The following is a 21,666-nucleotide window of genomic DNA, read 5'->3' as shown; positions in this document are numbered from 1 at the left end:
AACGCGCACGGCCGCGAAGCGATCAGTGGGAAGCATCTTCCGGCTTCGGATGCGCCGCCTTCCAGTCCATCGCCCGCTGGATGCGGCGGCCGACGGCGGGGTGGTCGTAGAAGATGATCTCCTCCAGCCGACCCGGCGTGGCGGCGCGGTACTCGATGGTCTTGACCAGGGCCTTGGCCAGGCCGTCCGGCTCGTTGAAATGCACCAGGCTGAAGCGGTCGGCGTCGCTTTCGGCGATGCGGATCAGGCTGCTGGTCACCGGCGTGGCCAGCAGGAACAGCACCGTCAGCACGGCGCTCAGCACCGGCAGGCCGGCCGGATCGGCCACGCCCTTGACCTGGTCGGCGCCCAGCAGGCGCGCGGCCGGGGCGAACAGGCGATCGACCAGGAAGAAGGCGGCGATCGCCAGCAGGCTCATCACCCCGGCGATCCAGATCGAATGCTGGTGGGCGTAGTGGCCCATCTCGTGGCCGACCACGCCGCGCACCTCGGCGATATCCGCGCCCTTCTTGAACATGGTGTCGCTCATGGCGACGCGGGCCGAGCCGAACAGGCCCGAGACGTTGGCGGTGTAGGCGTTGGACTGCCTGGAGCCATCGTAGACGAAAATCTTGTCGGACGGCACGCCGACGGTCTTGGCCATGGCCACGACCTCATCGCGCACCGGACCAGCCGGCGCCGGCGTATAGTGATTGAAGATCGGTTCGATGTAGAGCGGGGCCAGCAGAAGGCTGGCGGCGATGAATACCGCCGTCAGGCCGCCGCTCCACACCCACCAGGTGCGCGGCGCCTTGCGGATCAGGGCGTAGAGCAGCGTGAAGAACAGGCCGCCAATCACCGCGGTAATGGCCAGCGAGATCGTCCCCTCGATCAGCCAGCCGCTGAAGGCCTGGCTGGTCAGGCCGTACTGCTTCTGCCGCCACCACTGACTGTAGACCGCCCACGGCAGCGACAGCACGCTGTCGACGACCAGATAGACGACCCCGACCACGAAACTGGCCAGGATCGGCCGCGTGCGCCGCCCCTCGACCTTGCGCCGCAGCCCGGTCAGCAGGCCGCTGCGCACGATCAGGAACGAGACCAGCACGGCGACCAGAGCGCCCCACAGCAGCAGCCAGTGGCCGCCTTGGGTGTAGGCGGTCGCCTTGGCGTGGGCCGCCGGCGGCAACTGCGCCAGATAGGCGGCGGTCGCCGCGATCGGATCAAAGTTCTGCGCCATTCGTCTCCCCCGAAAAGCCGACTGGCGGCAGCAAGCCAGAGCCGATGCTCCACGTCAGGTTAAATCGCCGTCAGGTCGCGCACGGACGGTCACACAAGCGTCTTCCCCCTGGCGGCGGCCAAGGCTCGGTATAGAACTGCACCGATGACCTTTGCTTCGAGGCCCGCCATGCGATTCCTTGCCCGTCGTGACGTCCTGCTGGGCCTGGGCGCCGGAAGCGCCCTCACCTTGGCCGGTTGCGGCGGCAAGGAGGCCGGCGCGGGCCAGAGCGGCGCGGCCCGTGTCGAGGCCACCAAGACCCTCCGCATCGGCCTGGAAGGCACCTACCCGCCGTTCAACTTCCAGGGCGCCGACGGCCAGCTGACCGGCTTCGACGTCGACTTCGCCAGGGCCCTGGCCGAGCAGATGAAGGTGAAACCGGAGTTCGTCGCCGCGCCGTTCGCCGGCCTGCTGGGCGCGCTCGAGTCGGGCCGCACCGACGTCGTCATCAACCAGATCACCATCACGCCCGAGCGCGAGGCCAAGTACGACTTCTCCAAGCCTTACACGGTCTCGGGCATCCTGATCATCACGCCCAAGGGCAAGGGCGGCATCGTCGGCCCCGCCGACCTGGCGGGCAAAAAGGTCGGCGTGGGCCTGGGCACCCACTACGAGCAATGGCTGCGCGACAACCAGCCCAAGGCGGAAATCCGCACCTATGACGACGACCCCACCAAGTACCAGGACCTGAGGGCCGGCCGCATCGACGCGGTGCTGAACGACCGCCTGGTCGCCGCCGACTTCCTGAAGACCGCGCCCGACCTCGTGGCCGCCGGCCCGCCCTTCGCCCCGCAGAGCCAGGGCGTTGTCATGAAGCGCGATCCGGCCCTGAAGGTGCTGATCGACCAGGCCATCGACGCCCTGCGCGCCGACGGCCGCCTGGCCGCCATCTCGCAGAAATGGTTCGCCCAGGACGTGACGCTCTAGCCGATGACCGCCGCCGAGCTCATCGCCCAGTCGGCCCCGCTGCTGCTGAAGGGCGCGGTCTACACCGTGGCGCTCAGCCTGATCGGCATGGGCCTGGGCCTGGTGCTCGGCTTCGGCCTGGCCCTGATGCGGCTGTCGCGCACGCCGCTGCTGCGCTGGCCGGCCGCCATCTATGTCTCGGCCTTTCGGGGCACGCCGCTGCTGGTGCAGCTGTTCCTGATCTATTACGGCCTGCCGCAGCTAGGCCTGGAGCTGCCGCCGCTGGTCGCGGCCGGCATCGGCTTCTCGCTGAACGTCGCCGCCTATGCCGGCGAGATCCTGCGCAGCGCCATCGCCGCCGTCGACAAGGGCCAGTGGGAGGCCGCCGCGGTGCTGGGCCTGACCCGAGGCCAGGCCATGCGCCGCATCATCCTGCCCCAGGCGGCCCGCACGGCCGTGGCCCCGCTGTCCAACAGCTTCATCAGCCTGGTCAAGGACACCTCACTGGCCGCCACCATCCAGGTGCCCGAACTATTCCGCCAGGCCCAGCTGATCACCGCCCGCACCTACGAGATCTTCGCCATGTATCTCAGCGCCGCGGCCATCTACTGGATCGTCTCCAGCCTGCTCGCCTTGGGCCAGGGCTGGCTGGAACGCCGCGCGGAGGCCCGCCGATGAGCGCCATCCTGGCCCAGGGCCTCGTCAAGCGGTTCGGCGACACCACGGTGCTGGACGGCGTCGACCTGGACGTCGCGCCCGGCGAGGTGGTGGCTGTCATCGGCCCCAGCGGCTCGGGCAAGAGCACCCTGCTGCGGTGCCTGGCCGGACTTGAGGCGCTGGATGGCGGAACGCTTTCGATCGCCGGCGTCGCGGCCGGCGGCAAGGTCCCGCTGGCCCGGGCGCTGAAGGGCCGGGTCGGCTTCGTGTTCCAGAGCTTCAACCTCTTCCCGCACCGGACGGCGGCGCAGAACGTCGCCGAGGCGCCGATCGCCGTGCGCGGCGATCCGCCCGCCAAGGCCAGGGAGAAGGCGCTGGCCCTGCTGACCAAGGTCGGCCTAGCCCATCGCGCCGACGCCTATCCCCGCGCCCTCTCCGGCGGCCAGCAGCAGCGCTGCGCCATCGCCCGGGCCCTGGCCATGGACCCCAAGGTCATCCTGTTCGACGAGCCGACCTCGGCCCTCGATCCGGAGCTGGTCGGCGAGGTGCTGGCGGTGATCCGAGACCTCGCCGCCGAGAAGCGAACCATGGTCATCGTCACCCACCAGATGGAGTTCGCGCGCGAGGTCGCCGACCGCACGATCTTCATGGATGAGGGCCGCATTCTCGAAGCGGGACCGTCGGCGGAGCTTTTCGCTTCACCCCGTCAGGAACGTACCCAAAGGTTTCTCAGTAAATTGCGAAGCTTGCAGCCATAATTTGGCCTCTGGCGCCCGGCACGCCTCCGGGCTACGCCGTGTGTCTAGAGGCGAGGATTCGTGAAACCCTATATCGACCTGAAAGGCGCCTCCGGCGCCGTATATCGCTACAAGCTGGCCGAGGATCGCGACCCGCGGACCACGATCGCTGGCAATTACCTGTATCTCAACGCCGAAGGCGACGTGGTGTTCGCTGGTGAAGCCAACAATCTGCATGACTCCACGCGCGGCTTTTCCGAAGCCGCCGAGAAGCACGCGGCCGAATATCTCTATGTGCGCCTGAACGTCTCGGGCGCCGCCCGCGCCGACGAACTGGCCGATCTGCTGGCGGCGCTGTCGCCGGTCGGCAACCCCGAACCGTCCCCCGAAACGCCTAAAGACTAGTATCGAGCCTCGGCGAAGAACTCGCCGAGCCGCTCGACCACGTCAGAGGCCGGCGTGATGATCGCCCCCAGGTGATCGCCGGCCGTCGACAGGAACGGCAGGCCGTTCCCAGCCGCGAAGGCCTGGGACGGCCCGTGATAGGGATCGGCGATCCCGTCCCACAGCAGCACCGGAACGCCCGCCCCGAGCACCGCCTCGGGCGCGCCGTCCAATTGACCCAGCGCCTCGAAGCAGGCCTGCATGGCCGGCACGATCTCCGGCGTGACCCAGGCCACCAGGGCCGGGGCGACCTGCTGGGAGAAGCTCCAGAAGATATCGAAGCGGATCGGCCCGGCCGGTCCCTTCGGCACGCCATTGACCAGGTCCCAGCCGCCGACGGTCAGCGAGGCCAGGCGCCCGGGATGATGCTTTGCCACGCCCACCGCCATCCACGCGCCCATCGAATAGCCGACCAGATGGGCCTTCTCCGCGTCCAGGGCGTCGAGCACGGCGACTATGTCGCCGGCCCGCTGTTCCTGGCCGTAGAGCGAGGGATCAGACGGCTTGTCGCTGAGGCCATGGCCCAGGGAGTCGATGCAGGCCACCGTGAAGCGCCTCGCCAGGGCAGCGACGAAGCTATTGGCCCGCCAGCTGTCGGCGTCCATGAACAGCCCGTGCTGCAGCACCACGAGCGGCCCCTGGCCCTCGACCGTGTAGCGGATCTTCTGGCCGCGATGGGTGGCGAAGGGCATGCACGACTCTCGGTGGAATGAGGCCGCCAGTCGAGCCGATCCACAAATTCACGCAAGGCGAACGGGACGGGAACAGCGCGGCTTGGCTATCCTGCCGCCGATGCGTCCCGAGTCGCTCTTTCCGCTGTACGCCGCGATCTCGACCCTGAAGGGGGTGGGGCCTCGCGTCGCGCCCCTGGTCGAGAGGCTGGCCGGGTCGCTGGTGCGCGACGTGCTGTTCAGCCTGCCCCAGGCCCTGATCCGCCGCACCCCGACCACGGCCGTCCAGGCCCAGGACGGCCAGGTGGCGACTTTCGTCGTCACCATCGACGCCCACCTGCCGCCGCAGCGCTCGGGCCAGCCCTGGCGGATCCGGGGCTGGGACGACACCGGCTTCGTCACCCTGACCTGGTTCAAGGGCCACGGCCCGCACCTGGAGCGCCAGCATCCGGTCGGCGCGCGGCGGGCGGTCAGCGGCAAGGTCGAGCGCTACGGCTCGGAGATCCAGGTCGCCCATCCCGACTACATGCTCGAGGCCGAGCGGGTCGATGAGATCCCGCCCGTGGAGCCGGTCTACCCCGCCACGGCCGGCCTGCCCTCGCGCACCTTCCGCAAGTTCGCCCTGGAGGCCCTGTCGCGCGCGCCGCAGCTGCCCGAGTGGCAGGATCCCGCCTGGCTGGAGCGCGAGGACCTGCCGCCCTGGCGCGAGGCCTTCGAGCGGCTGCACGGCCCCGAAAGCGAGGCCGACCTCTCGCCGCTGTCGCGCGCGCGGCGGCGCCTGGCCTATGACGAACTGCTGGCCCACCAGCTGGCCCTGGCCCAGCGCAAGGCCGGCAAGCGCGCCCAGCTGGGGCCGCGCATCCTCTCCGGCGACCTGGCCGAGGCGGCGGAAAAGGCCCTGCCCTTCCGCCTGACCGGCGCCCAGGTGCGGGCGCTGTCGGAAGTGCGCGGCGACCTGGCCCATGGCGAGCGGATGAGCCGGCTGCTGCAAGGCGACGTCGGCTCGGGCAAGACGGTGGTGGCCATGCTGGCCATGGCCGACGCGGCCGGCGCGGGCTTCCAGTCGGCCCTGATGGCCCCGACCGAGATCCTGGCCCGCCAGCACTACGAGACCCTGGCTCCGCCGCTCGAGGCACAAGGCCTGGCCGTCGTGCTGCTGACCGGACGCGACAAGGGCGCCGCCCGCGCGGCCAAGCTCCAGAAGCTGGCGGATGGCTCGGCCGCCGTGGCTGTAGGCACCCACGCCCTCTTCCAGGACGACGTGGCCTTCAAGTCGCTCGCCCTGACCATCATTGACGAGCAGCACCGCTTCGGCGTCAACGAGCGCCGGCGCTTGCAGGAGAAGGGTGACGGCGTCCACCTGCTGGCCATGTCGGCCACGCCCATCCCCCGGACGCTGGAACTGACCGTCTTCGGCGACCTCGACGTCTCGCGCATCGACGAAAAGCCCCCGGGCCGCACGCCAGTCGCCACCCGCGCCGCGCCGACACCGCGCGTGCCCGAGATCGTCGATCGCCTGCGGGTCGCCATCGAGGGCGGCGCCCAGGCCTTCTGGATCTGCCCGCTGGTCTCGGAGTCCGAGAAGGTCGACCTGCGGGCGGCCGAGGATCGCGCGGCGGACCTCAAGAAGATTCTCGGTTCGCGCGTGGGCCTCGTGCACGGCCAGATGCCCGCGGCCGAGAAGGATGCGGTGATGCAGGCCTTCGTCGACGGCGAGGTCGGGGTGCTGGTCGCCACCACCGTGGTCGAAGTCGGCGTCAACGTGCCCAACGCCAGCATCATGGTCATCGAACACGCCGACCGCTTCGGCCTGGCGCAGCTTCACCAGCTTCGCGGGCGCGTGGGCCGGGGCATGCGCGAAAGCTCCTGCGTGCTGCTCTACGACCCGCCGCTGTCGGAGGTGGCCCAGCAGCGGCTCGACATCCTGCGCCGCTCCGACGACGGCTTCGAGATCGCCGAGAAAGACCTGGAACTGCGCGGCGGCGGCGACCCGCTGGGCCTCAAGCAGAGCGGCTTCCCCGCCTATCGCCTGGCCGACCCAGTCGCCCACCGCGACCTGATCGCCGTCGCCGCCGACGACGCCCGCCTGATCCTGGCGCGCGACCCCGGCCTGACCTCGCCGCGCGGCGAGGCGGTGCGCACGCTGCAGGCGCTGTTCGACTGGAAACCGGCGTCGGGGATCAACGACGCGGGGTAGGCGCATAACGGCGGGCTCGTCCCCGTCCGTTCCCCAAACCGTAAAATCCCCGCGAAAGCGGGGACCCAGGTGTTTTATCGTCGAGCGCCGCGCGTTTCAGAAAAAGCCTGGGTCCCCGCTTTCGCGGGGATTTTACGGGATGAAGGAACGGACGGCGGTTCAGAATCTGAACGTCCCTATCCGGCCTCCGAACAGAAGATCTCAGCCCTTCGGCCGCTTATCCAGCGCCGCCACCCGCGCCGCTGCATCCGCCTCGATGTCCGCCCAGAACAGGTTGTAGCCGTCGACCTTGCGGCGATCGGTCCACGAGCCGGTGTCGCGCAGGGACGGCGACTTGGGGCGGCCGGTGTGCAGCAGGCCGTTCTCGCATTGGGCCCAGACCTGGCGCTTGAGGAAGGCCGGGCGCGCGCCCCATTCGAGGCCCGTGGCGTTGACCGCGCCGAGGTTCAGGCGAGCCGGGGCGCGCTCGTCGGTGCGCGCGCCCAGCAGCGGATTGACGCACAGCGGCTGGCGGCCGTTGAGGTTTTCCAGCTGGTCGCCGCCGATCCAGGTCAGGGAGCGGCCGAGCAGCTCCTGGGCCTTCTGGAAGTCGCCGTCGGTCAGCGAGGCCCAGGCCACCGCGCAGCCGGCCTCGTCGCGGCGCACGCAGGCCGGGACCGGCGAGGTCGAGACGTATTCATCGGCGGGCACGGCGGTCTCGATCAGATAGACCCCCGCCAGGCGGGCCTTCATCACCGGGTCGGGCGCGATCTCCTCGGCGACCAGGCGGGCGGCGAGGCTCCCGCCCTGCTCCACCCCGACAATCACCAGCGGCCGGCCCTTGTCGTAGCGGTCGCGCCAGGCCCGATAGGCGTCGCGCACGTCGCCATAGGCGAAGCGGCGGGCCTCGCGGGCGTCGTCGCGCAGCGTCAGGAAGGTGTAGAGGCTGGCCTGCCGGTAGTGCGGCGCGAAGATCCGTCCCACCCGCGCGAACGGCGCGGCGTAGTTGGGCAGGACCACGCGGTTCAGATAACGGCTGGCCTTGGGCTGGTCGTAGGGCGCGTTCCAGTCGCGCCCGCCGTCGAAGGTGGTGGGGTGCACGAAGAAGACGTCGGCGGCGCGGTCCATGCCGGTCGCGCCTCTCGGCAGCAGCGCCCAGGCGGCCGGATCGGCGTAGTTGGGCGCCGGCGGCGGGTCGTAGGTCTGGAACGGCACCTTGGGGTCTAGGGTCGTGCGCAGGATGTCGTAGCGCCAATAGAAGGCCGCCGTCAGGACGAGCCCCAGGAAGAGGACGCATCCCGCGAAGATCCAGCGCTTGAAACCCTTGAAGCGTCCCGCCATGCCCCCTCGACTACACCAGAGCGCGGCGGCGCACTACGCCCCTTCCCGTCCGATGATGGCCACCGAGCAGACATTGCTGGCCGGCGCGCCGCCGAGGTTGTGGGTCATGCCGATGACGGGATCACGCAGCTGGCGCTCGCCGGCCCGTCCCTGAAGCTGCAGGTACATCTCGTAGAGCATGCGCAGGCCCGAGGCGCCGATCGGATGGCCGAAGCATTTCAGGCCGCCGTCGATCTGGCACGGCACCCCGCCGTCGGCGTCGTAGAAGCCGTCCAGCACGTCTCGCCAGCCCCGCCCCTCGGCCGAGATGAACAGGTCCTCCATCGTGACCAGTTCGGTCACCGAGAAGCAGTCGTGCACCTCCATCATCGAGATCTGCTCGCGCGGACGCTCGATGCCGGCCTCCTTGTAGGCCTTGCCGGCGGCGATGCGGGCGGTGTGGAAGTGACTGCCGTCCCAGCCGTTGTACTGGCTCTCGTAGCCGTTGGAGACCGACAGCTGCAGCGCCTTGACGGTGACTAGGTCGTGCTTGCCCAGGGCGCGGGCGATCTCCGGCGTGGTGACGATCGCCGCCGCCGCGCCGTCCGAGACGCCGCAGCAGTCGAACAGGCCCAGCGGCTCGGCGATGATCGGCGCGTTCAGGGCCTGCTCGGCGGTGATGGGCTTGCGCAGGTGGGCCTTGGGGTTCTTGGCGCCGTTGGCGTGGCTCTTGACCGAGACGTGGGCGATGGCGCGCTTGAGATCCTCCTTCGAGACCCCGTGCTTGGCGCGATAGGCGCTGGCCAGTTGGGCGAAGTTGCCGGGGGCCGAGCCGTTGGGCATCACCTGCGGAGCCAAGGTGCCCGGCGCGCCGAAAGGCAGGCCGCCATAGCCGGTGTCCTTCAGCTTCTCGACCCCGACCGCCAGAGCGATATCGGCCGCCCCGGCCGCCACGGCGTAGACCGCCCCCCGAAAGGCCTCCGAGCCCGAAGCGCAGAAGTTCTCCACCCGGGTGACGGCGATGTTGGGCAGGCGCAACGCGATCGACAGCGGCGTGCCGCCCTTGCCCGCGCCGATCTCGTCGATATGGGTCGAGAACCAAGCCGCATCGAGCTGGCTGGCCTCGATCCCCGCGTCGGCCATCGCCTCGACATAGGCCTCGACCATCAGGTCGTCGGGCCCGGCGTCCCAGCGCTCGCCGAACTTGCTGCAGCCCATGCCGAGAATGGCGACCTTGTCGCGGATGCCGCTGGCCATCGTGGGTCTCCCTTAGCTCGCCTTCTCGGGCGTATTGATCGGGTGTATCGTCGCGCTCATGGGCATGGTGATCCACGACGAGGAAACGCTGCGCATGGCGCAGGAGTTGGCGGACCGTAAGGGCGTGAGCCTGAGCGACGTGTTCGCCCACGCCGTGCGAGCCGAACGCGATCGCATGCCGTCCACGCAGCAGCCCAAGACACGCGAGGAAAAGCTGGCTTTCATGGCCGAGCTGCAGAAGCGTTCAGCCGCGCTCCCGATCCTAGATCCCCGGACGCCGGAAGAGATGCTGTACGACGAAGACGGCCTGCCGAAGTGATCGTCCTCGACACGTCCGCGGTTCTGGCCATCCTCTGGGATGAGCCCGAGGCGGACGCGTTCATGAAGGTCGTCGCCGACGCGGACGCTCTTCTGATGTCGACCGCCACCCGCCTCGAACTGCAGGTCGTTTGCCTGCGGCGAAAGGGCGAGCCCGAGGTCGAGAACATCAGACGCTTCATCGACGAATTCGACGTCGGCCTGGAGCCGTTCGACGAGCCGCAGTTGGCGCTCGCGGAGCAGGCCTTCGCCAAGTATGGCTCCGGCCGCCACGGCCTGAACTTCGGCGACTGTTTCGCCTACGCCCTGGCCAAGGCGCGCGACCTGCCCCTGCTGTTCAAGGGCGAGGATTTCGCCGCCACCGACGTGAAGCGCGCGCTCTGACACAGCTCTACTCCGCCGCCTGGGCCGAGGTCGCCGCGACCGCCGCCCGGTCCGGCGCGGCCTTCCAGAAGTAGCGGGTAAAACCGCGCTTCTCGTCGCGGTCCTTGATGCGGAAGACCATCTTCACCGGGAGGCCGGTCTCGACCTCGCCCGGCGCGACGTCGGTGATGTCGAGCATGATCCGCCCGCCGCCTTCGAAGACGATCATGCCGTAGTGGTTCGGCGGGCTCATCGAGAAGGTCAGGTAGTCGGCCGAGTAGGTCAGCACGTGGGCGCGGCGCTCGGCGAAACGGTACGGCTCCTGAGTATCGACGGCTGGGTTATTAGGCGCCACCGAGATGCGGGTGCGGGGGAACTGGACGACGCCGGTCTCGCGGCAGCGGCCGCCGACCAGGCCCAGGATCTGGTCGCGATTGCGGTAGAGCGTGGTCAGGGCCGTCTTGTTGTCCTTCTCGGCCCGCATGCCCCTGTCCCATTCGACCAGGTCGTTGAAGACGAGGAACTTCAGGTAGTTGGTCTCTTCCTGGCGGTCGGCGAGCGCGCCGGTCACGCCGCGAGCCGGCGCGCCGTTGCCGACGCCGTCGCCGGCGCGGAACACCAGCGCCTCCGCGCCCTGGCCGAACTGCGCGACGAGGATGATCTCACCGGGCTTGGCCTGCTCAAGCGCATGGGCCAACAGCAGCGGACCGTGGGCGGCGCCGGCCTCGCCCAGCTGGGCGGCCAGGGTGTCGCGGACGGCTTCAGGGCGAACGCCCAGGGTCTTGGCCAGGGTCGCGCCCATGCCGGGAAAGACCGACGGGAAGCAGAAATGGTCCACCTCGCCCGCCGAGACGCCCGCCGCGTCCAGCGCCGCGTGAATGGCCGGCGGGACCAGCTTGACGATCCCCTCGTCGCGGATCCAGCGCTCCTCCCAGGCATAGTCGAACTCCGCGTCCGAGCCCCGGAAGTGATCGACGAAGTCGTCGGTGACCGTGCCCCGGCCAAGGAAGGTCGCCGCGGCGCCGTCGGGCGAGACGACGAAAGCGGCGGCGGCGTCGCCGAAGTCCAGTTCCTGGGGCGAGGCCGCGCGGGCCCGGCGATGCTCGCCGGCCGCGACCAGCACCCGCTTGCCGGCGGCGGCGGCGTCCAGGGCCTGGCCCAGGGCCGTGAGGCCGCAACGCTGCGAGCCGGTGACGTCGGCCGAGGCGATCGAGGACTCCAGGGTCAGGGCGGCGGCCAGGATCCCGGCGTTTTGGCGGTCGGCGAAGGGCGCGGTCGTCGAGGCGAAGATCGCCGCGTCAACGGCCGCCCGGCCCTCGTCTTCCGGACCAAGCGCGTCGCGGGCGGCCTCGACGGCCATGGTCAGGGCGTCCTCGTCCCAGTTGGCCATGGAGCGTTCGCCCCTGGCCTTGCCGACCAGGCCCGGCGCAATCCAGGCGTTGGCGGCGACCACCGCCTTGCGGCTGAGGCGAAGGCGCGGCGCATAGGCGCCCCAGGCGGCGATGCCGACCATGTTCCACTCCCTGACGCACGCCTGTCCCGGCGACTTATCAGAGTTCAGGTTACGCGCGCGGCAAGGCTCCGCAAGCGTGCCCCTTGGTCAACCGGGAAAGGCATTCTTCGACCTCACCCGCTCCAGGCGAAAGCCCAGGCCCAGCACGCGGGCCGGGATGCGGCGCAGGCGCGGAAAGCGCTCGAACAGCTTCATCACCGCCGGCGGCTTCAGGGGCCTGCCGCTGAGCGCGGCGCTGACCAGGCGGTTCTGGATCAGCAGCTGCAGCGACTGCATGGCCCGGGTCGGCGGCAGGCGGCGACGCTGGACGGCCAGGGCGCGCTCATCCAGCGCAGCGGCGTCGAGCGCGAAGGCGTCGTGCAGGAGGTTGGCGGCGGCGACAGCGTCCTGAACGGCGAGATTGATCCCCACCCCACCCACCGGCGACATGGCGTGGGCCGCGTCGCCGATGCACAGCAAACCCGGCTTGGACCATCGCGTCAGGCGATCGACGGTGACGGTCAGCAAATGGACGTCGTCGAAACTGGTCAGTTCGTCCACGCGCTCGGCCAGGGCCGGCGCGGCCTCGGCGACCTGCCGGCGGAAGGCCTCGATCCCGGCCGCCTTGATCGCGTCGAACCCGCCCTTCGCGGCGACATAGCCGCACTGATAGTAGCCCTCGCGCGGGATGGTGACGAACAGCCGCCCGGCGCTGGCCCGGCCCAGCGGCGCCTCCGGATCGTCGGTCGGCTTGCGCGACAGCCGCATCCACAGCACGTCCATCGGCGCGCCCAGGTCCTCGACCGGCAGGGCGGCGGCGTCGCGCAGCAGCGAGCGACGGCCGTCGGCGGCGATCACCAGCCGGGCCCGAACCTCCAGCGGCCCGTCAGGCGTGCGCGCCTGCACGCCGATCACACGACCGCCAAGCTCGATCGCCCCAAGGGCCTCCGCCTTCATGCGCAGGTCGAAGGTCGGGTAGCGCCGTCCCTGGCCGGCCAGGAAGTCGAGGAAGTCCCACTGCGGCATCAGGGCGACGAACGGCGCGGCGGTCTTCAGGCCGTGGAAGTCGGCCAGATGGATCGTCTCGTCGCCGATCTGCGCCGACAGGCTGCGGACCTCAGTGTGCGGCAGCTTGAGGAAGTCTTCCAGCCAGCCCAGGTCGGCCATGGCCTGCAAGGTCGAGGGATGGACGGTGTCGCCCCGAAAATCGCGCAGGAAGTCGCCGTGCTTCTCCAGCACCGCGACCTTAACCCCGGCCCGGGCCAGCAGCAGCCCGACCATCATCCCCGCCGGACCGCCCCCGACCACGCAGCAATCGACTTCGAGAACGGCGGCATCGGCGGGCATGGCGGGGCCTCTCGTCAGCGGTAGGGGTCGTCCGTGTTCAGGAAGCCGGCGACGTAGTCGGCCACGCCGTCCTCCAGCGAGGTCATCGGCGCATTGTAGCCGGCGGCGCGCAGGCGGCTCATGTCGGCTTCCGTAAAGTACTGGTATTTGCCGCGCAGCACTTCGGGCATGTCGAAATAGGTGATCTCGGGCTCGCGGGCGACGGCGCTGAAGGTGGCTTCGGCCAGGTCCTTGAACGAGCGGGCCTTGCCCGAGCCGAGGTTGTAGACGCCGTTGACGTGCGGGCTCTTGGCCAGCCAGGCGATGACGTCGGCCACGTCGCGTACATAGACGAAGTCGCGCAGCTGGCCGCCGTCCTCGTAGTCGGGGTGGTGCGACTTGAAGAGGCGCACGCCCTCCCCGGCCTGGATCTTCGGCCAGATCTGGCAGACCACCGACTTCATGCCGCCCTTGTGGTCCTCGTTGGGGCCGTAGACGTTGAAGAACTTCAAGCCCACCCATTGCGGCGGCGCGTGGCCGCGGGCGGCCTCGCGCACGGCGAAAACGTCGAACAGGGCCTTGGACCACCCGTAGGCGTTCAGCGGCCGCAGAGCCATCAGGCTGCCCAAGTCGTCCTTGCCGTCGAAGCCCTGGTCGCCGTCGCCATAGGTGGCCGCCGACGAAGCGTAGATCAGGCGGGTCTGGTTCTTGGCGCACCACCGCCAGAGGTCGCGCGACAGCACGAAGTTGGACTGCACGATCAGGTCGGCGTCCGGCTCGGTCGTCGAAGAGATCGCGCCCATGTGGATCACCAGCTCGACCTCGTCGCCGCGTACGGCCAGCCAGTCGAACAGCTGCTCGGGCGCGACGAAGTCGGCGATCGGGTGCTTGGCGATGTTGCGCCACTTGCCCTCGGCGGCCTGGCCCAGCCAGTCGCAGACCACGACGTCGAGCGCAGGATCCTCGCAGAGCCTGGCGACGATGTTGGAGCCGATGAACCCGGCGCCGCCGGTGACGAGAACGATGCGTCTGGACATGGGCGGGTTATGGCACAGGGGACGGAGCGGGCAAGAGCGAGGGCTTCTCGTGAAGACCCGTCATCTCCCCTGGCCAACCCAATCCCGCCTTCCTGGGCCTTGTCATGGTTCCGCCGCTCAGACCTCGGCAGAACGACCGAGGTTTGAGCGCCCGCCGGCATGGGCCCTCGCCACAAGGGCGAGGGAGGCGAACCTATTGGGGCTCAGCAGACTTATCGAGGCCTAAGAGCCCTACCTCAAGCCGCCAGCTTGCGCTTGGCCAGGGCGTCGAACTCCAGCAGCTCGGCCACCAGGCCTTCGAACTGGCTCAGCGGCACCATGTTGGGGCCGTCCGACGGGGCGTGGTCGGGGTCGGGGTGGGTTTCCATGAACACCATGGCCACGCCGATCGAGACGGCGGCGCGGGCCAGCACCGGCACGAATTCGCGCTGGCCGCCCGAGGACGTGCCCTGCCCGCCCGGCTGCTGCACGCTGTGGGTGGCGTCGAACACCACCGGGCAGCCGATCTCCTTCATGATCGGCAAGGACCGCATGTCGGAGACGAGGGTGTTGTAGCCGAACGAGGCGCCGCGCTCGCAGGCCAGGACGTTGGGATTGCCCGCGCCGGTGACCTTGGCGATGACGTTCTTCATGTCCCACGGGGCCAGGAACTGGCCCTTCTTGATGTTGATCGCCCGGCCGGTGGCGGCCGCGGCCAGCAGCAGGTCGGTCTGGCGGCACAGGAAGGCCGGGATCTGGATGACGTCGACGGCCTCGGCCACCGGGGCGCAGTGGCTGATCTCGTGCACATCGGTCAGGGTCGGCAGGCCGGTGACCTCGCGGATCTCCTGGAAGATCGGCAGGCTGTCATAGAGGCCGATGCCGCGCGCCGCGGTCGCCGAGGTGCGGTTGGCCTTGTCGTAGCTGGTCTTGTAGATCAGGCCGACGCCCAGGCGCTCGCCGATCTCCTTGAGGGCGTGGGCGGTTTCCAGCGCGTGCTGGCGGCTTTCCATCTGGCACGGACCGGCGATGAAGGTCAGGCGTTCGGCGTTGCCGATGCGGACGGCCTTGCCGGTCTCCGTCTTCACTTCCACAACCGAATTGGGGACGACGGCATTGGGGGCGACGGGCTGACTCAAGGCGGGACTTCCGAATAAAGGTGAGGCCGACAGACGTAGGCGCTGAATTTGGCCCACAGGTGGCCTCAACGGCGGAAAGGTGCAAGTGCGGATCGATCCAGACGTCCCCGGACCCGTCATCGTGTGGCTGCGCAACGACCTGCGCCTGGCAGACAATCCGGCCTTGAAGGCCGCCGCCGACACGGGACGGCCGGTGATCCCGCTCTACATACTCGACGAGACCCCCGGCGTGCGGCCGATGGGCGCGGCTTCGCTGTGGTGGCTCGACAAGTCGTTGCGGGCGCTGGCCGAAAGCTTCAAGGCGATCGGGTCGAAGCTCGTCCTGCGGCGCGGCCCGGCGCAGCAGGTGCTGAAGGACGTGGTCGCCCACGCCGGAGCCGCCGGCGTGGTCTGGAACCGCCTCTACGAACCGGCCGCCATCGCCCGCGACGCCGAGATCAAGACGGCGCTGAAGGCCGACGGCGTGGTGGTGGAAAGCTGCATCGCCGGCCTGTTGAACGAGCCCTGGACCGTGCAGAACGGCTCCAAGCTGCCCTACAAGGTCTTCACCCCCTACTGGCGGGCCGCCCGGGCGCACCTGACCCATGTCGAGGTCGAACGCGCGCCCAAGCATCTGGAAGCGCCCGAGCACTGGACCCATAGCGACGCCCTCGACGGCTGGAACCTGCATCCGCGCAAGCCCGACTGGTCGAAGGGCTTTTCCATCTGGACGCCCGGCGAGGCCGGCGCCCTGCAACGGCTGGACGACTTCCTGTCCGGCGCCGTCGACGGCTATGGCGAGGGTCGAGACGTGCCGGGCCTGGAGGCGACCTCGCGCCTGTCGCCGCACCTGCATTTCGGCGAGATCGGTCCGCGCCAGGTGTGGGCCGCCGCCCACACCACCGCCGAGGCCGGCGATGCTCCGCACGGCGAGATCGAGAAGTTCCTGTCGGAGGTGGGCTGGCGCGAGTTCAACCACTCGATCCTGTTCAACTGGCCCCAGTTGCCGGAGCGCAACTTCCGGCCCGAGTTCGACGCCTTTCCCTGGACCGAGAACCCCAAGGGTTTCGAGGCCTGGATCGAGGGCCGCACCGGCTATCCGCTGGTGGATGCGGGCATGCGCGAGCTGTGGGCCACCGGCTTCATGCACAACCGGGTGCGGATGATCACCGCCTCGTTCCTGATCAAGCACCTGCTGGTCGACTGGCGCGATGGCGAGTCCTGGTTCTGGGACACGCTGGTGGACGCCGATCTCGCCAACAATGTCGGCAACTGGCAGTGGGTGGCCGGCAGCGGCGCCGACGCCTCGCCCTACTTCCGGATCTTCAACCCGATCGGCCAGGGCGAGAAGTTCGACCCCAAGGGCGCCTACGTCAAAAAGTGGATCCCGGAGCTGGCCAACCTGCCGGCCGACGTCATCCATCAACCTTGGACAGCGCCCGCGCATCTTTCGGTCGAGGCCAAGCGTAGCTACGCCCGACCCATCGTCGATCACGGACGGGCGCGGGCGCGGGCTCTCGAGGCCTATCGCCAATTACGCGGTGACGCTTCAGGGGACTGATCCCCTGGCGAGCGGCCGCGCGCGTTCCCATCTGAAGACTCGGTTTTTTGGGGGTCTGATTTGTCCCAGGTACGGGACGGGAGCGCCGATGACCGACACCCTGCACGCCTCGTGGCGTAACGACCACCTCCGCGCCGCCCCGGCGGCTTTTCGGGCGGCGATCCGGGTCGCCTGCGAGAACTGGGCGATCGGGTCGCTGACCTTCGTCCTGCCCACAGGCCAGCCCATCCGCATCGACGGTCGCACGCCCGGTCCCGAAGCCGTGGTGCGGGTGCGCGACTACCGTTTCATCCGCCGCGCCTTCGCCTCGGGCGACATCGGCTTCGCCGAGGGCTACATGGCCGGCGAGTGGGACACCCCCGACCTTCCGGCCGTGCTGACCGCCTTCGCCCTGAACTTCGACAAGCTGGCGGCCCTGGTGCAGGGCAATCCGCTGACGCGGCTAATGAACCTGCTGTTCCACCGCTCGCGGCGCAACGACCGCGAAGGCTCCAAGCGGAACATCCACGCCCACTACGACCTGGGCAACGCCTTCTATTCCCAGTGGCTGGACCCGACGATGACCTATTCGTCGGCCCTCAGGGACCAGGACCGCCACGCCTCGCTGGAGGCCGCCCAGACCCGCAAATACGAGGCCCTGGCCCAGTCGATCGCCCTGACGCCCGACAAGCACGTGCTGGAGATCGGCTGCGGCTGGGGCGGCTTCGCCGAATATGCGGCCAAGGAGGTCGGCGCCAAGGTGACGGCAATCACCATCTCGCCTGCCCAGCACGACTTCGCCCGCAAGCGCCTCTTCGCCCAGGGACTGGCCGACAAGGTCGACATCCGGCTCGTGGACTATCGCGACGTCCGGGGCCGCTTCGACGGGGTCGTGTCGGTCGAGATGTTCGAGGCGGTCGGCGAGGAATACTGGCCGACCTATTTCAGCAGGATCCACGACCTGCTGGCGCCCGGCGGCCTGGCGGGCCTGCAGATCATCACCATCCGCGACGAGCTCTTCGCCCACTATCGCCGGCAGACCGACTTCATCCAGCGCTACGTGTTTCCGGGCGGCATGCTGCCCAGCGAACAGCGCCTGAGGCAGGAGACCGACAAAGCTGGCCTGACCTGGGAGAACGTCCGGCGCTTCGGCCAGGACTACGCCGACACCCTGTCGCAATGGAGCAAGCGGTTCGAGGCGGCCTGGGACGACATCCGCCCCCTGGGCTTCGACGAGCGCTTCCGCCGGCTCTGGAAGTTCTACCTGGCCTATTGCGAAGCGGGCTTCCGCACGGAGCGGACCAATGTCATTCAATTGGGCCTAAGTCGCAGCTAGGAGACGTGCAGTGTCGCTCTTCACCCTGGTCCTGGACTATCACGGCGGCACCTACCTCTCGCAGTTCGACGCCGAGACGCCGACCGAAGCGGTCGGCGCCTGGTGCCGCGAACTGCACGACAACCAACTGCTGGGAGAGCCCTCGTCCGTGGTGGCCGAGGGCATCCTGGCCGACGCCGTCGAGAACAGCCTGGTCGGCATAGAGGGCCTCTGCGGGGCCTGGTGCGCGGCGACGGCCACGGCCGGGGGTCTGGCCCTGCTCAACGTCATCCAGACCCAGCCGACCACGCACTGATGCTGTGCGCCAAACTGGCGCTTTCAGGAAATCTGGATTGATCAGGGCGGCCGCATCGCGATCTACCCTGGCCCCAACGGCGCTTTTCCGCGCGAAGACGTAAGATTTCGACCATGCCCGTCACGCCCAACGTTCTCGAAGCCATCGGCAACACCCCGCTGATCCGCCTGAACCGCGCCAGCGAGGCCACCGGCTGCGAGATCCTGGGCAAGGCCGAGTTCATGAACCCCGGCCAGTCGGTGAAGGACCGCGCCGCGCTCAGCATCATCCGCGACGCCGAAGCGCGAGGATTGCTGCGTCCCGGCGGCCGGGTGGTCGAGGGCACGGCCGGCAACACCGGCATCGGCCTGGCCATGGTCGCTTCCGCTCTCGGGTACAAGACGACGATCGTCATCCCGCGCACACAGAGCCAGGAGAAGAAGGACGCCATCCGCCTGCTCGGCGCCGAGCTGGTCGAGGTGGACGCCGTCCCCTACTCCAACCCCGACAACTACGTCCGCTATTCCGGCCGCCTGGCCGAGGAACTGGCCAAGACCGAGCCGAACGGCGCGATCTGGGCCAACCAGTTCGACAACGTCGCCAACCGGCAGGCCCACTACCAGACGACCGGCCCGGAGATCTGGGAGCAGACCGGCGGCAAGGTCGATGGCTTCATCTGCGCCGTCGGCTCGGGCGGCACCCTGGCGGGCGTGGCCCAGGCCCTGCGCGAGCGCAAGGCGGACGTGAAGATCGGCCTGGCCGACCCGGGCGGCGCCTCGCTCTACAGCTGGTACGCCGAGGGCGAACTGAAGGCCGAGGGCAATTCGATCAGCGAGGGCATCGGCCAGGGCCGTATCACCGCCAACCTAGAAGGCCTGGCCATCGACCATCCCTACCGCGTCTCCGACGAGGAGATGATGCAGCAGATCTTCGACCTGGTGCAGCACGAGGGCCTGTGCCTGGGCGGCTCCACGGGCATCAACGTCGCCGGCGCCGTGCGCCTGGCCAGGGACCTGGGCCCCGGCCACACCATCGTGACCATCCTCTGCGACCACGGCTCGCGCTACCAGAGCAAGCTCTTCAACCCCGCCTTCCTGGCCGAGAAGGGCCTGCCGACGCCGCCCTGGCTGTAGGCGGAAAAGACACGCGCCACAGTTGCAATAACGCCGTTACGTGAAATAGTCACCCTCACACCCATGGGGGCGACCATGACCTGGACACCGATCGTCGGCCTGAGCTTTACGCCGAGCCAATTCGAGACCTATTGCGAAGGCTTGAGCTGGAACACCTGGCGGCCGAGCTTCGTGACGCTGCACAACACCGCCTCGCCCAGCCTCGCCCAGCGCCCCAAGGGCCTGACCCGGCAGCACATCGCCAACCTGGAGGCCTACTACAAGGGTAAGGGCTGGAGCGCGGGTCCGCATCTCTTCGTCGACGACCACCAGATCTGGGTCTTCACGCCACTGACCAAGCCCGGCGTCCATTCGCCCACCTGGAACAACACGGCCCTCGGCATCGAGATGCTGGGCGACTACGAGACCGAGGCCTTCCTGACCGGCCGCGGCAAGAAGGTCTATGACAACGCGGTGTCGGCCATGGTCACCCTGTCGCGGGTTCTGGGCCTGGATCCCCAGACCATGAAGTTGCACTGGGAAGATCCCGCGACCGACCACGCCTGCCCCGGCAAGAAGGTGGTCAAGACCGAGGTCATCAAGCGGGTGGAAGACGGGCTGAGGGCCGAAATCCGCGAACACGACGTCGGACCGGCCGACCACGCCCACGTGGAGCCCGTCGCCTAGGCCCGACACGGCGCAATCGAGGCTTGCCGACCCGGGCGCATCACGTGAAGTTGCCGGCCTTGTCCGCGGGGACGCCCCGCCCGGAGGCCCGTCATGTCCGCCACGCCCACCGATCCGCTCGTCACGACCGCCTGGCTGGCCGACCACCTCGACGCCCCGGACGTGCGCATCGTCGACGCCTCTTGGTTCATGCCCGGCACGCCGCGCGACCCGAAGCAGGAGTTCGAGGCCGGCCACATCCCCGGCGCGGTGTTCTTCGACATCGACGAAATCTCCGACGAGACCTCGCCCCTGCCGCACATGCTGGCCAGCGGCGTGAAGTTCGCTTCACGGGTGCGCAAGCTGGGTCTCGGCGACGGCTCGCGCATCGTCGTCTACGACAGCACCAGCATCCTGCCGGCCGCCCGCGTGTGGTGGAACTTCCGCGTCATGGGCCACGAGGACGTCGTGGTGCTGGACGGCGGCCTGCCCAAGTGGGTCGCCGAGGGCCGTCCGCTGGAGGACGGTCCCGCCGCCCCGCAGGAGCGCCACTTCACCCCGCGCCTGCAGGCCGACCTCGTCCGTAGCTTCGACCAGATCAAGCGCAACCTGGAGACCGGCCGCGAACAGGTGATCGACGCCCGCGCCGCGCCGCGTTTCAACGGCGAGGTTCCCGAGCCCCGCGCCGGCCTCAAGAGCGGCCACATCCCCGGCTCGCGCAACATTCCTCTGGCCGCGCTGCTGGGGGCCGACGGCGCCATGCTGCCCGCCGAGCAACTGAAGACCGTCTTCGCCGACGCCGGCGTCGACATCGAAAAGCCGATCGCCACGACCTGCGGCTCAGGCATCACCGCCTCGGTGGTGTCGCTGGCCCTGCACCGGCTCGGCAAGCCCAGGGCGGCGGTCTACGACGGCTCGTGGACCGAATGGGGCGGCCGCGACGACGCGCCGGTGGAAACCGGTCCGGCTGTGTAAAAACACCCAAGATTACACGAAACATATATACAATCTTAAATTGACAAGACGCATCCCGTGTCCGACCCTCGACGTGTTGGGGGTCGGCCACAGGCCGCCATGGAGCGCGGCCACGTCGCGCGCCTCTCCCCGCCAGTGCCCGTCAGCTTAAAGACCGTCGGCGCGACCATCGTGGCGCCGAGCACGCAACCGCGCGACCGGCGGAACCTCCGGCGCGCCCGTGGGGAGAAAACGCATGTCGTCCTTCCGTCCGCTCTACGCGGTCACCATCACCGACGCCATCGCCGGCGGCGAACTGGCCGAGCTGAAGAAGCTCCAGGCCGAGGCCGAGGCCCATCTGCAGCAGTACGGCGACATCCCGACGCTGCTCGCGGCCCTCAAGGTCGAAATCGCCAAGATCGAAAAGTCGTCCTGAGGTCCGCCATGAACATCAAGCCCTACGGCGTCGCCGTGACCGACGCCATCGCCTCGGGCGAACTCGCCCGCCTGAAGGAAGCCCATGCGGCCGCCGAGGCCCACCTCGCCGAGCATGGCGACGTCGCCACGGCCCTGACCCTGCTGAAGCTCGAGATCGCCAAGCTGGAAGCCAAGTCGAGCTACTGACGCGCCGGCGCTTCCGCGCCCCGCGGAAGCGCCTCTCGCCCTTGCATCGACGTCCCTAAGCGAGCGTCCAGCAAGGCCCGCGTCCCTGGGGAGGAGCGCGC

At 69.1% G+C, this 21,666-nt stretch carries 23 protein-coding genes; 15 read left to right on the top strand and 8 right to left on the bottom strand.

What is annotated here, in order from left to right; all coding sequences use genetic code 11:
• Positions 1-22: 22 nt before the first annotated feature.
• Complete coding sequence (locus AC07N1_RS20010) at positions 23-1,219, bottom strand: M48 family metalloprotease (protein WP_494673382.1); 1,197 nt, start codon at positions 1,217-1,219, stop codon at positions 23-25.
• A 168-nt stretch (positions 1,220-1,387) separates the two neighbouring features.
• Between AC07N1_RS20010 and tcyJ the strand changes: the two genes are divergently transcribed.
• From tcyJ to AC07N1_RS19990, 4 genes are read left to right on the top strand one after another with little or no spacing between them, the layout of a single operon-like run.
• Positions 1,388-2,185, top strand: coding sequence for a cystine ABC transporter substrate-binding protein (gene tcyJ, locus AC07N1_RS20005; RefSeq protein ID WP_494673381.1), 798 nt, complete (start codon positions 1,388-1,390; stop codon positions 2,183-2,185).
• 3 nt (positions 2,186-2,188) lie between these two features.
• Positions 2,189-2,842: a cystine ABC transporter permease gene (gene tcyL / locus AC07N1_RS20000; RefSeq protein WP_494673380.1), complete on the top strand. Its 654-nt coding sequence runs from the start codon at positions 2,189-2,191 to the stop codon at positions 2,840-2,842.
• On the top strand, positions 2,839-3,579 hold the full coding sequence (locus AC07N1_RS19995; RefSeq protein ID WP_494673379.1) for an amino acid ABC transporter ATP-binding protein: 741 nt from the start codon (positions 2,839-2,841) through the stop codon (positions 3,577-3,579). The genes tcyL and AC07N1_RS19995 overlap by 4 nt, the downstream gene beginning before the upstream one ends.
• A gap of 60 nt (positions 3,580-3,639) precedes the next feature.
• On the top strand, positions 3,640-3,963 hold the full coding sequence (locus tag AC07N1_RS19990; protein WP_492856204.1) for a hypothetical protein: 324 nt from the start codon (positions 3,640-3,642) through the stop codon (positions 3,961-3,963).
• Here the strand turns inward: AC07N1_RS19990 and AC07N1_RS19985 are convergent.
• Positions 3,960-4,694, bottom strand: coding sequence for an alpha/beta fold hydrolase (locus AC07N1_RS19985; protein WP_494673378.1), 735 nt, complete (start codon positions 4,692-4,694; stop codon positions 3,960-3,962). The two genes, AC07N1_RS19990 and AC07N1_RS19985, sit on opposite strands and share 4 nt — an antisense overlap.
• A gap of 100 nt (positions 4,695-4,794) precedes the next feature.
• Between AC07N1_RS19985 and recG the strand changes: the two genes are divergently transcribed.
• On the top strand, positions 4,795-6,870 hold the full coding sequence (gene recG, locus AC07N1_RS19980; RefSeq protein WP_494673405.1) for an ATP-dependent DNA helicase RecG: 2,076 nt from the start codon (positions 4,795-4,797) through the stop codon (positions 6,868-6,870).
• Positions 6,871-7,071: 201 nt separating this feature from the next.
• On the opposite strand, the gene AC07N1_RS19975 is transcribed toward recG, so the two are convergent.
• Both AC07N1_RS19975 and AC07N1_RS19970 read right to left on the bottom strand, forming a co-directional pair.
• Positions 7,072-8,190 carry a DUF3089 domain-containing protein gene (locus AC07N1_RS19975; protein ID WP_494673377.1) on the bottom strand — a complete coding sequence of 373 codons (1,119 nt, stop codon included), beginning with the start codon at positions 8,188-8,190 and terminating at the stop codon, positions 7,072-7,074.
• 33 nt (positions 8,191-8,223) lie between these two features.
• Positions 8,224-9,426, bottom strand: coding sequence for an acetyl-CoA acetyltransferase (locus tag AC07N1_RS19970; protein WP_494673376.1), 1,203 nt, complete (start codon positions 9,424-9,426; stop codon positions 8,224-8,226).
• A gap of 58 nt (positions 9,427-9,484) precedes the next feature.
• On the opposite strand from AC07N1_RS19970, the gene AC07N1_RS19965 reads away from it, so the two are divergent.
• Together AC07N1_RS19965 and AC07N1_RS19960 are read left to right on the top strand one after the other, a co-directional pair.
• Complete coding sequence (locus AC07N1_RS19965; RefSeq protein WP_494673375.1) at positions 9,485-9,745, top strand: type II toxin-antitoxin system VapB family antitoxin; 261 nt, start codon at positions 9,485-9,487, stop codon at positions 9,743-9,745.
• Positions 9,742-10,128 carry a type II toxin-antitoxin system VapC family toxin gene (locus AC07N1_RS19960; RefSeq protein ID WP_494673374.1) on the top strand — a complete coding sequence of 129 codons (387 nt, stop codon included), beginning with the start codon at positions 9,742-9,744 and terminating at the stop codon, positions 10,126-10,128. Before AC07N1_RS19965 ends, AC07N1_RS19960 begins: the two co-directional genes overlap by 4 nt.
• Before the next feature lie 7 nt (positions 10,129-10,135).
• Here the strand turns inward: AC07N1_RS19960 and AC07N1_RS19955 are convergent, their stop codons facing one another.
• The 4 genes from AC07N1_RS19955 to kdsA form a co-directional block, all read right to left on the bottom strand.
• Positions 10,136-11,620, bottom strand: coding sequence for a hydroxymethylglutaryl-CoA synthase family protein (locus AC07N1_RS19955; RefSeq protein WP_494673373.1), 1,485 nt, complete (start codon positions 11,618-11,620; stop codon positions 10,136-10,138).
• 87 nt (positions 11,621-11,707) lie between these two features.
• Positions 11,708-12,946, bottom strand: a complete 1,239-nt coding sequence (locus AC07N1_RS19950) for an FAD-dependent oxidoreductase (RefSeq protein ID WP_494673372.1) — start codon at positions 12,944-12,946, stop codon at positions 11,708-11,710.
• A gap of 14 nt (positions 12,947-12,960) precedes the next feature.
• Entirely contained in the window at positions 12,961-13,962 is a 1,002-nt protein-coding gene (gene rfaD, locus AC07N1_RS19945) for an ADP-glyceromanno-heptose 6-epimerase (protein WP_494673371.1), read from the bottom strand.
• Positions 13,963-14,198: 236 nt separating this feature from the next.
• A complete protein-coding gene (gene kdsA, locus AC07N1_RS19940; protein ID WP_487289585.1) occupies positions 14,199-15,080 on the bottom strand; it encodes a 3-deoxy-8-phosphooctulonate synthase in 882 nt (293 codons plus the stop codon).
• 85 nt (positions 15,081-15,165) lie between these two features.
• Here kdsA and AC07N1_RS19935 point away from each other — a divergent pair, with 85 nt between their 5' ends.
• From AC07N1_RS19935 to AC07N1_RS19900, 8 genes are all read left to right on the top strand, one after another.
• Complete coding sequence (locus tag AC07N1_RS19935; protein ID WP_494673370.1) at positions 15,166-16,620, top strand: cryptochrome/photolyase family protein; 1,455 nt, start codon at positions 15,166-15,168, stop codon at positions 16,618-16,620.
• Positions 16,621-16,708: 88 nt separating this feature from the next.
• Positions 16,709-17,935 carry a class I SAM-dependent methyltransferase gene (locus tag AC07N1_RS19930; protein WP_494673369.1) on the top strand — a complete coding sequence of 409 codons (1,227 nt, stop codon included), beginning with the start codon at positions 16,709-16,711 and terminating at the stop codon, positions 17,933-17,935.
• A gap of 10 nt (positions 17,936-17,945) precedes the next feature.
• Positions 17,946-18,230: a hypothetical protein gene (locus AC07N1_RS19925; RefSeq protein WP_494673368.1), complete on the top strand. Its 285-nt coding sequence runs from the start codon at positions 17,946-17,948 to the stop codon at positions 18,228-18,230.
• A 113-nt stretch (positions 18,231-18,343) separates the two neighbouring features.
• Positions 18,344-19,342, top strand: coding sequence for a cysteine synthase A (locus AC07N1_RS19920; protein ID WP_494673367.1), 999 nt, complete (start codon positions 18,344-18,346; stop codon positions 19,340-19,342).
• Positions 19,343-19,417: 75 nt separating this feature from the next.
• Positions 19,418-20,008, top strand: a complete 591-nt coding sequence (locus tag AC07N1_RS19915; RefSeq protein WP_494673366.1) for an N-acetylmuramoyl-L-alanine amidase — start codon at positions 19,418-19,420, stop codon at positions 20,006-20,008.
• Between the two features lie 93 nt (positions 20,009-20,101).
• Positions 20,102-20,962 (top strand): 3-mercaptopyruvate sulfurtransferase, encoded by an 861-nt coding sequence (gene sseA, locus AC07N1_RS19910; protein WP_494673365.1) that lies wholly within the window; start codon positions 20,102-20,104, stop codon positions 20,960-20,962.
• A gap of 235 nt (positions 20,963-21,197) precedes the next feature.
• Positions 21,198-21,377: a DUF1843 domain-containing protein gene (locus AC07N1_RS19905; protein ID WP_494673364.1), complete on the top strand. Its 180-nt coding sequence runs from the start codon at positions 21,198-21,200 to the stop codon at positions 21,375-21,377.
• Between the two features lie 8 nt (positions 21,378-21,385).
• Complete coding sequence (locus AC07N1_RS19900) at positions 21,386-21,565, top strand: DUF1843 domain-containing protein (protein WP_494673363.1); 180 nt, start codon at positions 21,386-21,388, stop codon at positions 21,563-21,565.
• The last annotated feature ends 101 nt before the right edge of the window (positions 21,566-21,666 follow it).

The sequence above is a fragment of the Caulobacter sp. GW821-FHT09B11 genome (assembly GCF_059418205.1).
The sequence above is the reverse complement of the archived record's forward strand: the minus strand, read 5'-3'. Positions and strand labels throughout refer to the sequence as shown.

Coding starts and splice junctions, on each gene's coding strand:
- AC07N1_RS19950 (WP_494673372.1), bottom strand. CDS start 12,946: ATGCCCGCCGATGCCGCCGTTCTCGAAGTCGATTGCTGCGTGGTCGGG.
- AC07N1_RS19985 (WP_494673378.1), bottom strand. CDS start 4,694: ATGCCCTTCGCCACCCATCGCGGCCAGAAGATCCGCTACACGGTCGAG.
- AC07N1_RS19970 (WP_494673376.1), bottom strand. CDS start 9,426: ATGGCCAGCGGCATCCGCGACAAGGTCGCCATTCTCGGCATGGGCTGC.
- AC07N1_RS19905 (WP_494673364.1), top strand. CDS start 21,198: ATGTCGTCCTTCCGTCCGCTCTACGCGGTCACCATCACCGACGCCATC.
- AC07N1_RS19975 (WP_494673377.1), bottom strand. CDS start 8,190: ATGGCGGGACGCTTCAAGGGTTTCAAGCGCTGGATCTTCGCGGGATGC.
- AC07N1_RS19915 (WP_494673366.1), top strand. CDS start 19,418: ATGACCTGGACACCGATCGTCGGCCTGAGCTTTACGCCGAGCCAATTC.
- sseA (WP_494673365.1), top strand. CDS start 20,102: ATGTCCGCCACGCCCACCGATCCGCTCGTCACGACCGCCTGGCTGGCC.
- AC07N1_RS19920 (WP_494673367.1), top strand. CDS start 18,344: ATGCCCGTCACGCCCAACGTTCTCGAAGCCATCGGCAACACCCCGCTG.
- AC07N1_RS19930 (WP_494673369.1), top strand. CDS start 16,709: ATGACCGACACCCTGCACGCCTCGTGGCGTAACGACCACCTCCGCGCC.
- AC07N1_RS19955 (WP_494673373.1), bottom strand. CDS start 11,620: ATGGTCGGCATCGCCGCCTGGGGCGCCTATGCGCCGCGCCTTCGCCTC.
- AC07N1_RS20010 (WP_494673382.1), bottom strand. CDS start 1,219: ATGGCGCAGAACTTTGATCCGATCGCGGCGACCGCCGCCTATCTGGCG.
- AC07N1_RS19900 (WP_494673363.1), top strand. CDS start 21,386: ATGAACATCAAGCCCTACGGCGTCGCCGTGACCGACGCCATCGCCTCG.
- tcyL (WP_494673380.1), top strand. CDS start 2,189: ATGACCGCCGCCGAGCTCATCGCCCAGTCGGCCCCGCTGCTGCTGAAG.
- AC07N1_RS19995 (WP_494673379.1), top strand. CDS start 2,839: ATGAGCGCCATCCTGGCCCAGGGCCTCGTCAAGCGGTTCGGCGACACC.
- rfaD (WP_494673371.1), bottom strand. CDS start 13,962: ATGTCCAGACGCATCGTTCTCGTCACCGGCGGCGCCGGGTTCATCGGC.
- AC07N1_RS19965 (WP_494673375.1), top strand. CDS start 9,485: ATGGGCATGGTGATCCACGACGAGGAAACGCTGCGCATGGCGCAGGAG.
- recG (WP_494673405.1), top strand. CDS start 4,795: ATGCGTCCCGAGTCGCTCTTTCCGCTGTACGCCGCGATCTCGACCCTG.
- tcyJ (WP_494673381.1), top strand. CDS start 1,388: ATGCGATTCCTTGCCCGTCGTGACGTCCTGCTGGGCCTGGGCGCCGGA.